General features: G+C 58.2%; 10 protein-coding genes. 4 read left to right on the forward strand and 6 right to left on the reverse strand.

Going from position 1 to position 16002, the window contains the following annotated elements; all coding sequences use genetic code 11:
* Positions 1 to 19: 19 nt before the first annotated feature.
* The gene (locus tag Pan189_RS04530) at positions 20 to 2266 is read right to left on the reverse strand and encodes a 30S ribosomal protein S1 (protein ID WP_145362773.1); all 2247 of its coding nucleotides are present in this window, start codon (positions 2264 to 2266) and stop codon (positions 20 to 22) included.
* A gap of 210 nt (positions 2267 to 2476) precedes the next feature.
* Here Pan189_RS04530 and Pan189_RS04535 point away from each other — a divergent pair, with 210 nt between their 5' ends.
* Positions 2477 to 3055, forward strand: a complete 579-nt coding sequence (locus Pan189_RS04535) for a hydrolase (RefSeq protein ID WP_145362774.1) — start codon at positions 2477 to 2479, stop codon at positions 3053 to 3055.
* Between the two features lie 5 nt (positions 3056 to 3060).
* Here Pan189_RS04535 and Pan189_RS04540 read toward each other — a convergent pair whose 3' ends face one another.
* Positions 3061 to 3735 carry a hypothetical protein gene (locus Pan189_RS04540; protein WP_310821079.1) on the reverse strand — a complete coding sequence of 225 codons (675 nt, stop codon included), beginning with the start codon at positions 3733 to 3735 and terminating at the stop codon, positions 3061 to 3063.
* Between the two features lie 241 nt (positions 3736 to 3976).
* Here Pan189_RS04540 and Pan189_RS04545 point away from each other — a divergent pair, with 241 nt between their 5' ends.
* Together Pan189_RS04545 and cls (Pan189_RS04550) are read left to right on the forward strand one after the other, a co-directional pair.
* The gene (locus tag Pan189_RS04545; RefSeq protein ID WP_310821080.1) at positions 3977 to 5014 is read left to right on the forward strand and encodes a DUF368 domain-containing protein; all 1038 of its coding nucleotides are present in this window, start codon (positions 3977 to 3979) and stop codon (positions 5012 to 5014) included.
* A 32-nt stretch (positions 5015 to 5046) separates the two neighbouring features.
* Positions 5047 to 6507: a cardiolipin synthase gene (gene cls / locus Pan189_RS04550; RefSeq protein ID WP_310821081.1), complete on the forward strand. Its 1461-nt coding sequence runs from the start codon at positions 5047 to 5049 to the stop codon at positions 6505 to 6507.
* 108 nt (positions 6508 to 6615) lie between these two features.
* Here cls (Pan189_RS04550) and Pan189_RS04555 read toward each other — a convergent pair whose 3' ends face one another.
* The 3 genes from Pan189_RS04555 to Pan189_RS04565 all read right to left on the reverse strand — a co-directional run bounded on the left by Pan189_RS04555 (position 6616) and on the right by Pan189_RS04565 (position 12311).
* Positions 6616 to 8370, reverse strand: coding sequence for an arylsulfatase (locus tag Pan189_RS04555; protein ID WP_310821082.1), 1755 nt, complete (start codon positions 8368 to 8370; stop codon positions 6616 to 6618).
* A 161-nt stretch (positions 8371 to 8531) separates the two neighbouring features.
* Entirely contained in the window at positions 8532 to 9854 is a 1323-nt protein-coding gene (locus tag Pan189_RS04560) for a DUF1552 domain-containing protein (protein ID WP_145362779.1), read from the reverse strand.
* 24 nt (positions 9855 to 9878) lie between these two features.
* Positions 9879 to 12311, reverse strand: a complete 2433-nt coding sequence (locus Pan189_RS04565) for a DUF1592 domain-containing protein (RefSeq protein WP_145362780.1) — start codon at positions 12309 to 12311, stop codon at positions 9879 to 9881.
* A gap of 497 nt (positions 12312 to 12808) precedes the next feature.
* On the opposite strand from Pan189_RS04565, the gene cls (Pan189_RS04570) reads away from it, so the two are divergent.
* A complete protein-coding gene (gene cls / locus Pan189_RS04570; RefSeq protein WP_145362781.1) occupies positions 12809 to 14275 on the forward strand; it encodes a cardiolipin synthase in 1467 nt (488 codons plus the stop codon).
* Positions 14276 to 14504: 229 nt separating this feature from the next.
* Here cls (Pan189_RS04570) and Pan189_RS04575 read toward each other — a convergent pair whose 3' ends face one another.
* Positions 14505 to 15965 (reverse strand): DUF1552 domain-containing protein, encoded by a 1461-nt coding sequence (locus Pan189_RS04575; protein WP_145362782.1) that lies wholly within the window; start codon positions 15963 to 15965, stop codon positions 14505 to 14507.
* Positions 15966 to 16002 lie beyond the last annotated feature (37 nt).

Genomic DNA, 16002 nt, shown 5'->3' on the forward strand with positions numbered 1-16002 from the left:
TTTGAGGGCTTATTCGCCCTTATTTGAAGTCGTCGGGGTTTCCGAACAGGCCGCCGCTGGATTCGCCCCCGGTGTTGCCACCCCGCAACGGCCCTTTGCGTTTCCGCTTATAGGGTTCGGGAGGAGGGCCCGAGTCCTGTTGCCGTGAGGCCCCCTCGGGCTTCGGTTTGAGAGCTTTGAGTGAAAGCGCGATCCGCTTGCGGTTCGGCTCGACCGAGAGCACTTTCACATCAATCTGATCGCCGACATTCACGACTTCATCGACCGTCCCGACGCGGCGATAGTCTAATTCGCTGATGTGGACCAGCCCTTCGACGCCCTTCTCTAATTCAACGAAGGCCCCGAAATCGGTCGTGCGGGTCACTTTGCCGTTGACCTCGGACCCGATGGCGAATTTGCTTTCCGCGTCGCTCCACGGGTTGGCTTCGAGTTGCTTCATGCCGAGGCCGATCTTGCGAGCCTCGGGATCGAGCTTGACGATTTTCACTTCGACCTGCTGGCCGACGGAGAGCACCTCGGACGGATGCCCGATGCGATTCCAACTGATTTCGCCGACGTGCAAAAAGCCGTCGACGCCGCCCAAATCGATGAAGACGCCGTAATCTTTGATCGTCTTGACGGTTCCCGATCGTGACTGACCGATAGCCAACTCTTCCCAAAGCTGCTTCTCGCCTTCGCGACGTTCTTCTTCGAGAATGGCCCGCCGACTGACGATCAGATTGCGTTTCTGAGGATTCACCTCCGTGATTTTGACCGTCACCTTCTGACCGACATACGCGTCGAGGTTCTCGACGAATCCGATGTCGACCTGGCTGGCCGGGAGGAAACCGCGGATGTTGCTGATCGAGACTTCCAGACCACCCTTGTTCGTCTTGGTGACCATGCAGTCGACGATTTGACCGGCGGCAACGGCTTCCCAATTCCCGGCCGGTTTTCGTTTCGCCTTCGGCGGGCTCAGCGTGACCGTGCCTTCGGCGTCATTGATCGTGTCGACGACCATCGAAAGCGAGTTGCCGACCTGCGGCTTCTTGTTCTCCGGGAATTGTCGAAGTTGGGCGATGCCGGTGTTTCGGATCCCCGTGATCTTGAAGAACACATCTTCCGCAGTGACCGTATCAACGATCGCATTGATCCGCTGTCCGGGCTCGAGCTTGTCGCCGGCATTGGCGATCTCCGCGTCTGTCGCCGGTTGCTTCTCGGCGGTGTCTCCAGAAGATTCGGTTTTCGCTTGCAGCTCGGCCGGAGCACCTTCCGGTTTTGCCCGACCGACCTGCTGCTCGACGACCGGCGGGTTCTCTGGCGACGGAGTGACAGGCGCCGCGGATTCAGACCCTTCGGGAGAACTCGGCTCCGGCTTCGCGGCCGGTGGCTGATCAGAACTCTTCAGCGCTTCGTCGAGCGATGCGGCCATCTTGTCGTCGAGCGGCACGTCTTTGGGAATCTCGACGTTCAGAGGGCCGCTCCGGGCGACAGCCGCCTGCTTGGCCTCTTCCGTCTCTGGCACATTAGGAATCGCCTGAGCGTCCTTCACCCCAATTTGCGGCCGCTTCCGAGAAGCGTCGTCACCCGCGGGTGTCACGTCCGCTCCAGGTGCAGTCGGCGATTCTTCTTGGACGCCCGCTTTTTCGGCTTGTTGCGAGACTTCCGCGGCAATTTGTGTCGTCTGCTGGGTCGGAGCCGTCGGCGGTGTTGGGTCGGGCGGCGCTTGTTCCGTCACGGTCGTCGGAGCGTCGAGTGCGGCGTCGACGAGTGTGCTCGTTTCTGATTTCGCTTGTTGTGCGGATTCTTGTGCGGGCGCGGCCTGTGAAATCGTCGGCTCGGCGGAAGAGTCGGTTGGCGGATCGGCTGACGCCGACGCTACGGCCGCCGAAGTTTCGGCGTCCAAGGGCGAAGACGCAGCAGGGGAACTCTGCTTGGTCGCATCGTCGCCTGCAGGATCGGGCGGTGGCGGACTTTGCAGCGCGGCGTCGGCTTTCACGTCATCGGCAGACGCACCATCCGCGGAAGTGCCGTTGCTGTCGGGCGAGAGGGTACCGGACGAATGCTGCGGTTTCGCCACGGCATCGACCGTAGTCGATTCGGTTTCCGACGTTTGAGGCTGATCCTCTAACGCCGACTCAGGAGAACGCGTCTGATCCGGGCTCATCACCAACCACATACTTGCGAAGACGTTTCGCTCGAACTTCTGACCGAGACATCGGCCCGCCAGCCGCATTCCCGAGCCCTCGGTAAACGGCCACGAATCGAGTTCGTCGAAACGAACCAACTGCGCGCGTCAGAATAGTCGAACATATACGGAATCTCTACCACCTATTGTGTTTTCGCGAAACTCTCGGTGAGTTTCTCGCATGATTTTTTCCGATTGCTGCCCCCTTTGAGGAGGCCGCCAAACTCGGCAGAATGGGACTGCTTCACGCTGAGCGGTCGGCCAGCCTGAGTGGAACTACCAAGCAAACTCTCTCTGAAATCCTCTGACATGTCAGATATGAACAATGTTCGCAGCCCCGGACTTCTCGGGGCTACGCAGACGACCTTGTTTGTGATTGACATTCAAGAACGCATGCTGCCGCATATTCATCGAGGCGACGACGTCGTTGCTCGATGCGGAATGTTGGTCACGGGCGCGAAAATGCTCGGTATTCCGGTCATTGCCACGGAGCAATATCCTCAAGGGCTTGGCGCGACGGTCCCGGCATTGAGGGAATTGCTTCCCGCGGAACTCCCTTCGAAGAAACGCTTCAGCGCCGCAGCGGCGTCCGGACTGCTCCCCGTCGGCGAGCGCGACGATGGGCGTGATCGCGTGCTGCTGTGCGGTATTGAGACCCACGTGTGCGTATTGCAGACGGCATTCGACCTCGTGTCGCTCGGTTACCGCGTCGGCGTTGCCGCTGACGCGGTGTCGAGTCGCCGCGATTTCGATCACGACCTTGCTTTGCAGCGGATGCGCGACTCGGGGATCGACTTGGTTTCGTCCGAGGGCGCTCTGTTCGAGTGGTGCGAAACCGCGGAGCACCCGGCGTTCAAACAGATCAGTGCCCTCGTCAAAGAGAATTGAGCCGCTCATTGGCCCGACTCGCCCGCCGGCTTTTTCTTCCGCTTCCGATTTGATCGGCGACGGCGTTTTCGAGGCGGTCGTTTTTCAGAATTTGAAGTCTCGTCCTCCGACGGTCCTTGCTTTGGATCGATCGTCGACTCCCGTTCTGCCTCGACCGATTCGGAACTGCCGGTTTCAGATTCCTTCAACTCTACCTCAGCCGGAGCAGCGGCTTCGTCCGGTCGATTTTCGGACGTGACGTCACCCGCTAGCGACGAGAGATGCGATTTCGCCGAGTCGTCGTTCGATTCGGTTTGCGGCTCGGCCGCGGGCACAACCTCGGCGGTCTCAACCGTTTCCGGCTCTGAATCTTTCTCTTCAGATGCCGGTGCTTGATCCGGCTCGGAGGGCGTCGGGTGTCCCGATTCGTCCATGTGGTCGGAGCCGACGACCGCGGCAATCCGTTTCTTGGCTTCATGCGCGACATGGTCGAAGGGTGATCTGGTCTTCCCCAGTTCTTTGACCAGTTCGCAAAAGACATCGGGGTGGCGGTGATCGCCACAACGCAATTGTTGAACGTCGCCGTCCCGAAACTCTTCCCGCCCGCACTCCGGGCACCGCCAGTGCCGGCGTACATCGAGGGCGTGGCGGAATCCCGGTCCTTTCACGAGCAATGACCCTTGCTGAGTGTCATCGAGCACTGCGAGCCGGCGGAGGCCAGCTCAGACGCCGCGTATTGCCACCGGATATCCCGAGAGACGACAATCGCCGAGGATGTTTGGACAACCATCCGCAGTGCTTCTGTGTGATGGGAAAGTAATCCGAGGGCATGAGTCCGTGATCGTGTCATCGCCTGCACGATCCGGCTCGCCCCGATCGAGCGAACCCGGTACGATCCACGATCGCAGGGAGTACCAAGTCCACCTCACGGAACAAACTACTGTGTCAACCGTCATGGAAGACGACAAGGCAACGCCAACCGATCATACCTCAGAAGCAGAATCGGGCGCCGCCTCAGCAGGGTCCGATGTTGTTGCGCTAGCGAAATCGAGCGCGGCTCATTTCGGACGCGGCATTCTGATGGGCGGTGCCGATATCATCCCCGGCGTCTCCGGGGGTACCGTCGCGCTGATCGTGGGAATTTATGACCGCTTGGTTCGCGCCGTCAGCCGGGTCGACGGAACGTTAATCCGGATGATTCTCCGGCTCGACGTCGTCGGCGCCGCGAAATATCTCGACCTGATGCTGTTGATTCCGCTTGTGCTGGGAATCGGCGTCGGAATCCTGAGTTTATCAGGCGTGATCGAGTATCTGTTGACCGACCAACGAGAACCGACCTTCGCCACGTTCTTTGGTCTGATCGTCGGCTCAGCCGTTCTCGTCGGTCGCATGGTCACGGCGTGGACATGGAGCCGGGCGGGCATTGCTGCCGCGGCGGCAGTCACCGCCTTCGTTCTGGTCGGGCTGCCGTTCCTGTCCGATCCGCCAAGTCATCCGGCCTATCTGTTCGTGTGCGGGGCGATCGCAATTACGGCGATGATTCTTCCCGGGATCAGTGGCTCCTATCTGCTGCTCGTCCTCGGTGCTTACGGCACCGTGCTCGAAATGCTGAACGGCATTCGGGCCGGGGATGTCACCGGCAGCGCGATTGCTTCGCTCGCAGCGTTCGGAGCAGGAATCGTTGTCGGAATCCTGTCCTTCAGTAAATTACTGCGCTGGCTTCTCGAGCATTACTATGCCGTCACGATGGCCGCTCTCACCGGCCTGATGATCGGATCGCTTCGTCGGCTGTGGCCGTTTCAGGTCGACCTGACTCCCGACATCGAAAAGCTGGGCCATAAAAGATATGAACTGGTCATGCCGGAGTTCGGCGATGCCACCACGTGGATCGCGCTCGGTGGGGCCATCGCCGGATTTGCTGTTATCTTGCTGCTCGATCGCTTCGCCAATCGGCAAAGCGCATCGATCGAATCGAAATAGCCAAAGCGACCACACAGCCTGTGATCCCCTTCGTGCCCCCGCCCGCCCAATTGTGGGAAGAGACTTCGTGGACCGCGCTCGGCGTCACCGTTTTCGGTTATTTGCTGACGCTCCTGTTGATCCGCTGGGTCCTGTTGACGCGAAAGGAGAATCCCGGCGCGACGGTGGCCTGGATCATGGCCATCGTCTTCGTTCCGATTTTCGGTGCTCTGCTGTTCTTAATGTTCGGTGTCAATCGCGTCGATCGGCGACTCGCGATGAGGCAGGAGTCCGATCGAGAGTTTAAGCAGACGCTGCCGGTCATTACCGTTGACCGCGTTTTCGCGGCTGAATCATCTCAGGAGATCGATCGCACGTTGATGACCGTCGCGACCAACGTGGGCCGCTACCCTGCCACAAATGGTAATTCGGCGCAGATCCTTAGCGATACGAATCAAGCGTTGGGATTAATTGAGCAGGCGATTCATCGTGCCGAAAAATCGATTCACCTACAGTTTTATATGTGGAAGCAGGACGCCACCGGCACCCGCGTCCGTGATCTGCTTGTCGAAAAGGCCAAGCAGGGGGTAACGGTCCGATTCCTTTACGATGCGTTGGGTTCGTCGTTTCCGGGACGAGAATTCTTTCGCCCCATGCGCTCGGCCGGTATTCGCGTTGCTTCAACCGCGCCGGGATCGGGCCTGTTCGGGCACTGGAGCATTAACCTCCGCAACCATCGCAAGATCGTGATCTGCGACGGGAAGGTCGGTTTCACCGGCGGTATGAATATCGGTGACGAGTACTTGGGAATCACCGAGAAGCGCGGATACTGGCGCGATACGCACTTACGGTTGGAAGGCCCGGTCGTTTCTCACCTACAGCAGATTTTTGCCGAAGACTGGTATTACGCGACCGAAGAAGCACTTTCGGACCGGCAGTATTATCCGGAGCCTTCTGGCAACGGCACCGACACCGTGCAAATGCTTTCGGGGCAGCCGACCAACGAAGCGAACGCGATTCGAACCGTCATGTTCGCGGCGATCAACGAAGCACGTTCGCGAATCTTAATTACGACCGGCTATTTCGTTCCCCCGTTCGCCATCGTTCGATCGCTCGAAGCGGCGGCTTACCGCGGCGTTCGCGTCGCCTTAATGGTTCCGGGGACGTCGACGTACTTCTATACGATGTGGGCGGGCCGGTCGTATTACGACTCACTGCTCGAAGCCGGAGTCGAAATTTACGAGTATCAACGAGGTGCGCTACACGCCAAGACGATGACGGTTGATGGGCAATATTCGATCGTCGGCAGCGCCAATCTCGACAATCGGAGCCTGCTGCTTAATTTCGAAGCCTCGGTCGCTATTTTTGATGACCGGCAGGCCGAACAGCTCGACCGCGATTTCAAGTCCGATATCAAAAACGCCAAGCGGATTGATCTTGCGGAATGGACGAAACGATCGAAGACACGCGTCATGGGCGAAAACGTCTGCCGCATGTTTTCGCCGATTTTGTAGTGCGTGGAGTAACACGCAATCGCAGTGCATGACCGAACCTATCTCGGCACCGATCTCGGCTCAGTGCCCCGGAAACTTAGTGCCCCGGAGATTCAATCTCCCGGAAATTTAGTGTTCGGGAGATGTCGAAAATTGCATCTGGAATACGCCGTGGGGATTCGTGCCGTTTTCTCCCACGATCGCGGCAGCCAAGCTATGTTTGCCAGTAGGAAGTTCAACGCCTTTAAGCGTGACTTGGTTCCACTCCCGATTCGGCCGCGCCCGGTCCGTTGTCGCTTGGGCAATCGTCTCACCGTCGACCGTGATTTCGACGGCTCGATCAGTCTCACTCGGCGAGTAAGTGACGAGAACGTCAAACGGGCCGCCGTCTTTAATGTCAACGACCCAACGTCCACGATCGAATTTTTGCCATCCGGCGTCGCGCCAATCTTGACGGGTTAATGTCACCGGAGATTCTCGTTTCAGATCGATCACGATCCTCGGCGGCGCATAATTCTCGTCACGCGTTGAAGAGACATCGCTAAACCATTCTTCATAGTCCGCTCTCAATTCATTGGCGATCTCCGGATGGTTTTCGATCAGGTTCCTTGTTTCACCGGGGTCCTCTTTGAGATCGTGCAACCGCAGCGGGATTTGGTCTAAAGAAGGAGAATTGCCCCGGAATCTGTCGGGGTTCAGCAATTTCCAACGGCCCTTTCGGATTAAGAAGTGATTGTACATTTGGGGTTCGTCGCCGCGGTGCCATTGGAGCGCGATGGGGCGGGAGTTGAAGTCAAACTCGGAATCTCGCCCCTCCACAATTGGCAGGAAACTGCGGCCGTCCAGCGCCAGGGCATCCGGCTTTTCAATTCCTGCCGCCTCCAAAATTGTAGGCAGCACATCAACATGCGCCGTCGGGGCGTCCGACTTGATGCCCGGCCGAATTCGCTCCGGCCAACGCAGCCACATGACAGTCCTGACGCCACCCTCGAAAGTATCACTCTTCATGCCACGAAACGGACCCGCGTATCGCATCGTATTGGGGCCGTTGTCAGTTAAGAAGATAATTAATGTATTGTCGGCGACCCCAAGTCGATCGAGCCGTTGCAGCAAACGGCCGAAATTCTCATCGACGTTGGAAATCATTGCGGCGATCCGGCGGAGTTTCTCGTGCTCGGCCTCTCGGTTCTTATGCCGCTCGGCGCTCCAGTACTTCATGATCGAAGTCATATCGACCGTCTGGTAATAGTCGAGCCAGCCCTTCGGGACGTCATAGTACGGCCCATGCGGGGCATTCGTCGCGATGTACGTGAAGAACGGTCGGTCTGCTTCGACCGACTTGCGAATGAAGTCGGTCGCGGAATTGAAATAAACGTCGGTGCAATATCCGTTCGTTGGGGTGAGTACCCCATTATTTACTAAAACGGGGTCAGTATACCGGCCTTCATTTTCGATCGGATCACCGGGTTGTGCCAGTCCGCCACCGCGGTGGACGAGCGACTCACCAAATCCTTGATCCATCGGCCGGAGAGGATAGTTGTCGCCCAAGTGCCACTTGCCGAAAATCCCGGTCGCGTAGCCGGCGTCCCGCAGTAGTTCGGCGATCGTGACCTCGTCGGTGTCCATCATGGCCCGGCCGAGGTAAGTGTCGATCGCTTTCGTCCGAAAATTCCAACGACCGGTCATTAAAGAGGCCCGTGTCGGAGTGCAAACCGGGCTGACGTAAAAATCGGTCATCCACGCTCCGGACGTCGCGAATTCATCCAGGTTTGGCGTTCGGATTAATTCGTTACCGGTCGCGCCGAAGTCGCCCCACCCCTGGTCGTCGGTCATGACCAAAATGACGTTCGGACGGGCCGCTTGCTCGGCCATAAGTGAATTCATGAAAGCGAGTTGCGATAGAGCGATCCCCGCCAACAAAAGAGCCTGAGCAGCCATTTTGCGTTTCGACCTGCGATAGAGAGACCTGCCGCAACAGGCTCGCGTGCTGAGAAAGACTTCAAGCATAATGGTGCCGTTTCTAAGTTCTCTGCGATTGCGAACCGTTATGAATTCAGCAGTTCCGGTAGTGGTCCGGTGCTGTCGCCGAATTCGTCGAGTGGTACTCCCGCAAGCTGCGCCGTGGTGACGAACAGGTTTGCCATCGGCGTATTGGCGGCAAGTTGCACGTGCCGGCCACCTTGAATCGCACCGCGAGCGTGGCCGGCGATCACACACGGAATCCGGCCGTGATCGTGCTTGCGGCCGTCGCCCATCCCGCTGCCGAGCGTCACCAGGCAGCTGTCGAGCAACGTGCCGTCCCCTTCAGGAATGTTTCCAAGTCGGGCAACGAAGCGGGCATACTCGGCGACGGTGAATTCGTCGATCTTTTGAATGTCCGCTTCCTGACCCGTGCTGTGGGTCAGTTGATGATGGCCCGATTTCACACCGAGGTTTTCGTAGGCGCGGTTCGTTTGCGAGTTCGCGAGCATGAATGTCATGACTCGCGTTGCGTCGGTTTGAAAGGCCAGCGCCAGTAGGTCGTACATCAGGCGAGTGTTCGTGACGAAGTCGGCCGATTCGCCGTCGGGCCGACTTTCTGGCGGGACATTAATCGGCGGCAGGCGAGACATCTGGCCGATCTGCCGCTCCACCGCACGGACGCTTTCAAAGAACTCGTCGAGTTTGCGACGGTCGGTCGTTCCCACTCGGCGTTGCAGCCGCCGGGCATCTTCGGCAACGAAGTCCAATACGCTTTGTCGCGACGCCGCACGTTGACGGACGCGTTCCCCCTCTGCGCCCGACGCACCGAAGAGGCGATCAAAAGCCCGCCGCGGATTAATCTCAACGCCGCTCGGCTGCGTGGGGCTGCGCCAGGAGATGTTCGACATGTAAATGCAGCTATAGCCCGAATCGCAACGGCCTCCTTTGCGGTTCGGCTCCGTGCCGAGTTCCACCGAGGGCAGCCGTGTGTGTCGACCGATCTGCCGCGCGAGGAGTTGGTCGATCGAGACGCCCAGATGAATGTCCTTACCACCGGTTTTCTTGGCCTGCACGGCGGTAAGAAACGTCGCGCCTTCCCGCGCGTGCTCTCCGGCACCATCCCCGTTGCCACGTGCTTTATCGTGCGCGAGATTCGAAATGAGCGTGACGTGTTCGCGGACGTCGGCCAGCGGGGCGTTGGTCTTATTGAACTGAAAGTCGCGTCCTTCGCCCTGTGGGGTCCAGAATTCGCGCACCATGCCGTTCGGAAAATAGACCCAAGCCAGGCGCAGCGGCGGTCGGACTGATTCGGCCGCGCGCCCTCTGGGCAGCATCGCGTCGAGGAACGGCAGACTCATCGCGGCACCGAGACCGCGAAGCAGAGTTCGTCGGGGAATTGGTTTCATGGTTGCTCCCTCCGGCAGTGGCCCTCAGCGGGCATGAGTCGTGCCCCTCATGCGGAATGGTCGGCTCAGGACGACCTCTCGGATGAGGTCTTGAAACCGGTGGCTGCGGGGCTTGGTCCGCTGCACGATCTCGTCGAGTGCGACTCGGTCATAATACTCGACGCCGCGGCCGATTGCGAAAGTTAGTAATTTACCCGAGAGGTGCCGCACGAAGTCTTCCTCCCGCTTGGAAAGAATCGCGATCAATTCCCGCGATGATTGAAACGATTCACCGGAAGGCAGGTCGCCCGCCGAGTCAATCGGGCGGTCCTTGTCGTGATCTCGCCAGCGGCCGATGGCGTCGAAGTTCTCAAAGCCGAAGCCGATCGCATCCATCGTGCGATGACATGACACGCACGACGGGTTCACCCGGTGCTGTTCCAACTGTTCGCGAAGCGAAAGATCGGGCGCGGCGGCTTGCGTGCGTTCCAACTCGGGGACATTTGCCGGAGGCGGAGGCGGCTCTTCGCCCAGGATCGCTTCGAGAATCCAGTTCCCGCGTCGCGTGGGAGATGTTCGATTCGGATACGAAGTGAGCATAAGCAGGCTGCCATGTGTGAGCACTCCCTGGCGCTGCGAACCCTTTAGCGACACACGCTGAAAATCAGATTTTCTACCAATCCCGTCAATGCCGTAGAAGCGGGCCAGTCGCCCGTTGAGGAATGAGTAATCGGCGACGAGCAATTCCAGCGCGGGCCGGTTCTCGCGCACCAGCGATTCGACAAAGAGCAGTGTTTCCTGACGCAGGTTGTCTTTTAACTCCGTGCTGTATTGCGGGAACAAATTCTGGTCGAACGAAGCACCCGACAGCTTTCGCAACTCGAGCCACTGACCGAAGAAGCCGTCGATCATCGCGTCGCTTCGTTTATCTCGCAGCAGACGATCGGCCTGCTGCGCGAGCACGTCCGGGCGGCTTAATTGTCCTGTCCTCGCCAGTTCAAACAGTTCTTCGTCCGGCATGCTGCTCCACAAGAAATAAGATAGCCGCGACGCGAGCGAAAACGCATCGATCGGCTCGGCCGCTTGACCTGGCTTAACCTCTGAAGAGTCGCCGCCCGCATTGAACGATGGCTCGTAGAGCATTAAGAAACGTGGTGAAATAAGAATGCTCTGCAGCGTGAGTTCGAGGGCGCGATCGAACGATTCACCGGCGCGAACCTGTTGCTCGAAAAAGCCAACGAGTTGATCCAGTTCCGCTTCGCTGAGTGGACGCCGCCACGCGCGATCGGCGATCTTGCGTAACACATTGCGGGCCGCTTCGCGGCCTGACATCGAGTCGCTCGACCCGGCTGTCACAAACGCTCGATGAGCCGGCGTCAGTTTCGCATCGCCGATTTGAATCGGGCCGCGGACCTGCACTTGTCGCAGTCCGAGTCGCGGAGCCAGCAGCGGCTTCTTTAGATGCGAGGCGACTTGCTCCTGGTTCATCTCTCGCGGGAACCGATGCCGAATACGGATGACGTGCTCGCCCGCCTGCGCCGTGAATCGCAGTGAATAGCTCTGCTTAAGCGATGTCGTGGCATTGCCGGGCAGCACCGGCACATGACCAATGGCTCGGTCCTCGCACAGCAGCGTCGCCTCGACAACCGGCTTCGCGTCGGGGTCGATCCGAAACTTTGACTCGGCCTCCAGCCAGCGCTCGTTCTGTTTACGGTCCTTTTCGATCGGATGCTCATCGCCCCAGGCGTTAATCGTCACCTCGTACTCTCCCGGCAAAGGGAGCTCGAACACCGAATACAGCTCCGTCCCCGGCACCAGTTCTCGACCGCGATCACTGCTGTTGCGCGGTCGAACGCCATTGAATCTTAAATGCCCGGCTTCGATGAACTCGTCATACACCGGTTGGTCCGAGTAGCCGCGAAGCATCGCCGTCAGTTTCTCGGCGGCATTGAGGTATTGCTCCATTCGCAACGGCGAGACGCTGAGCACGTCCCCGATATTGTCAAAGCCGTAGCCGACGTCATCTTCGGGAAACTCATCCGCCAGCGGCAGCGAGACGCCAAACAGATCGCGAATTGTATTATTGTATTCGGTGCGATTCAGTCGCCGGACCGTCACTCTTCCCGGATCGGCCGGCTGCGTCGGGTCGACATACACGACCGCCAGATCGAGCCAGCGGACGACGGCGTTGAGCTGCTCGGCTTCCGGTCGCGGCATTCCATCCGGGGGCATGGCCCCGGCCTTCAATTGGCCAAGGACGTTCTCCCAGACTTTTCGATTGTCGAGTAAATCATCCACTTTGGCGAACCGGGAAAGATTCAGTTCGCCCTCGGCTTCTTCGGCGTTGTGGCAATCTAAGCAGTGCCGCGATACGAACGGCACGACCTGCTGTCGGAATCCCTCGGGATCGAACGGCTCTGCTCGAACGCAGTCAGGGATTAGCAGTATCACGATTACAATCGGAAGGACTGCTTTCATGGTTGACCTGCCAGGTTCGAAGACTTCAGAGCTACAGGACGGGCCACTTTGAGGATGCGGCGCCTGTTTAGCACGGCAAGACTTCGGCGGGGATGGGTCTGACTCGTACGAAACGGGGGCAGCCCGTTACCAATTTAACATGCCGCTCACACATGAAAAGGTCATGCTCAGCAGATACCGCCGAACACGGCCAATGACCATGCCCCACCAGTCCTTAGTCGGCTCGTCGAACATGGCGCTCGCCACCGGCAATCGCCGACGACTCATCAAGTATGGCAGCATTGGCTTCGCCAACCGGTTCAAAAGTGAGAAATCAAACGCTTTCCCGAAGTTGTGTTCGGGAGTTATCGACGGATATTCATTCGAGAAAGGTCAAGGGAAGAGCCGTTCCCTCAAAGGGCCCGAAGCACCAATACGGAGCTAACTAGCACGAAACTCGATGGTGTGTAAGGATTCAAATAGGTCTTTATTCCTCGCCGATACGCGTGATCGACCGTATGCCAATCAGTGCTCTTGTCACCTTCCTCTGGACGGCGTTGCTTTTCCTTGTCCATCTTGCCGTGGTCGCGAGGGTGATTTTGCGTCCGCACCGAGAACCCGCATCGAGGATGGCGTGGGCAGTGGTCATCCTGGTGATGCCGGTGCTGGGCATGATCGCGTACTTCTTGGTGGGAGAGACGAACATCGGACGCCGCAGGGTGGCACGGATGCGAGAAGTCCTCGCCGGGATGCCCGCCCCGACGCCACTTGGTTCGGACGCCGAATGGCTTCGGCCCGTATTGTCCGAACCCGTTGGGTCCGAAGATCGCAACCACCTGTTTCGACTCGGACGAACCGTCAACGGATTCGACCCCGTCGGGGGAAACACGGGAAAGCTCTTGCCCGATTCGAATGCCACCATCGCGGCGATGACTGCTGATATCGATGCCGCGACGCGTCACGTTCACTTAATTTTCTACATCTGGCTAACCGATGAAAATGGCCTGGCGATGGTTCGAGCACTTCAGCGGGCTGCTGCCCGCGGTGTCACATGTCGGGTGATGGCAGACGGACTCGGGTCACGAAAAATGATTGCATCGACATACTGGGCCAAGATGCACCAGGCCGGTATCAAATTGGCCGTCGCGTTGCCCCTTTCGAACCCACTGCTAACTCCGGTGCGAGGACGAATCGACCTGCGGAATCACCGCAAGATCTTGGTCGTAGACAACCATATCACGTATTGCGGAAGCCAGAACTGTGCGGACCCGGAATTTCGAGTTAAGGCGAAGTTCGCGCCTTGGGTCGACACGATGATTCGTTTCGAGGGCCCGATCGCGAGGCAAAATCAACACGTCTTCGCCAGCGACTGGATGGCGCACGTTGACGAGAATCTCGATGAATTGCTCCGAGAGCCGCTGCATGAGGGTGAGCCCGGTTTCGCGGCACAGGTGATCGCGACCGGCCCGACGGTTCGATTCTCAGCCATGCCGGAAATGTTTGAGACTCTGATGTACGCCGCCCGGAAAGAATTGTTTATTACGACTCCTTACTATGTGCCCGATGAATCCATGCAGGCCGCACTCTGTGCCGCAGGTCGCAGAGGCATAAAGACGACGATCATTTTTCCGGCGAGAAATGACTCGTTCGTCGTCGGCGCTGCGAGCCGAAGTTACTACGCCGAATTACTGGCTGCGGGAGTCCGCATTTTCGAGTACGAGGCCGGCTTGCTGCATGCCAAAACGCTCACGCTGGATGGCAATTGGTCGCTTATCGGTTCCGCTAATTTGGATCGCCGCAGCTTCGAATTAAATTATGAAAATAATATCTTGCTCAATGACCAGAACCTGACCTCCGATTTGCACTCGCGACAAGAGTCATTCCTCCGTCAGTCGCACGAGGTAACCGCTGAAATGGTCGCCACGTGGTCGGTCCGCCGGCGTTTCTGGAACAATTCGATCGCAATGCTCGGCCCTGTATTGTAAGCAGCAATTAAGATGAATCGACGGAAACGTGACACCGAGACGGCTTTCGCTTACATAACGATCAGGGTTGCTCTTGCGACTGTGGAGACCTGCGATCTTTGGCATATTGAGTCTGGGCAAGATGCGATCAACTGTCGCCTCATGCGAATTCGCAACGCGACAAAGGGCCCAAATAGCCTCCGCCAAGACGACGTCGCGGCTTCAGGCTCACTGCCCGTAGCCGATCGAGTCAAACCAATTCTCTAATCACGCCGTCGGCTTCGCCGCCTTGGAAATCTTGTGGGATGGGCGCGCCCATGAAGCCGAACATTGTCTGCCAAAGATTGCCGAAATAGTCGTCTTCTTTAATTATGTGCCCCTGATGGCGGACGCCGAGTTTGTGCCCGCCGACGAGCATCGTCGGTAGCCAGGTTCGATTGTGGGCGTTTCTTGTGCCGCCACTGCTGCCCCAAACCAGCATCGTGTGATCGAGTAGCGAGCCGCTTCCTTCGGGAACGCCCTTAAGTTTCTCAATGAAGTAAGCCCATTCTTCGCTGTACCACGTATCGACCTTGGTGAGCCACCTGAGCTTGTCGGGGTCTTCGCCGTGATGCGTCATTTCATGGTATCCGTACGGGCAGCCCATCGTGCCGTAGGCGTAAGTTCCGTCACGGAGGTCTTTACGAGCCATATAGCTGATGACCCGTGTGCTGTCCGTTTGAAACGCGAGCGTGATGACGTCGTACATCAGGCGTTGATAGCGGCGATAGTCGAAGGTCGACTTCTTTTGGCGCTGCGGATCGAGTGCTTGCAAGTCTTCGCCGAAATCGACCGGTTCGACCTCGGGTTTCGGCCGGTCGAGCCACGCCAAGTCTTCGGCCATGGAGTGCTCAAGGTCACGGATCGATGTAAAATATTGATCCAGTTTTCGTTGATCAGCCTGCCCGAGGCGATTATTCAATCGCGTCGCTTCGTCCCGCACCGCATCAAGGACACTGGCGGTGCGGGCGGAACCGGCTTTACGCGCGGCAATTTGCTCTGCGTTTTCGGACCGGAAGAGGCGATCAAAAATTACATCAGGGCGGTTCTCGGCGGGAATTGGAGTTCCGCTTCGCGTCCAAGAAAGCGTGTTGTCCTGCGGGTTGCCAAAGCTCGTTCCCCGATTAATTCCCAAAACAAGAGATCTAAATCGAGTGTCATTGCCGACGACCTCCGCGAGTTCCTGATCACAGGAAATACGCAGTTCGGAACCAGCATCGTGGGTCGATGTTCCCGTTAAGAACGTGCGGTCTCCACCGTGCCCCCCGGAGTGCGTCAGCTTCAGTCCGCTGACGATCGTAAAGTCGTCGCGCAGGTGAGACAGCGGCTTGAGGATTGTCGTCTCTTCCCAGTTTTTTCCCGTTTGAGTCGGAGTGAAGTCTCGGCCGTTCAGGCCCAAACCCCACATCGAAAAAACTGACCGGCGCGGCCGCTCGTGCTCGGCAATTTCGCCGGCGTTCACGACGGAGCGTGACATTGACGACATCGATTCGAGCCAAGGCAGCGCGACGGCGACTCCGGTTCCGCGAAGCATTGTACGACGGGAAAGCGAGTGGCGGTTCAGGGGAGGCATGTAATTGACCTTAATACTCTTAAAGCGATTGGCATGTTTAAACAAAGAAGTTTGCAGCGCAATCAAAAAGTTCTGGTTGAGAACAACATCACGCGGCACTAGCCGATTCGTGAAGGTGGCCTATCGATTTAATCAC

It is taken from the genome of Stratiformator vulcanicus (genome assembly GCF_007744515.1).
Taxonomy (GTDB): domain Bacteria; phylum Planctomycetota; class Planctomycetia; order Planctomycetales; family Planctomycetaceae; genus Stratiformator; species Stratiformator vulcanicus.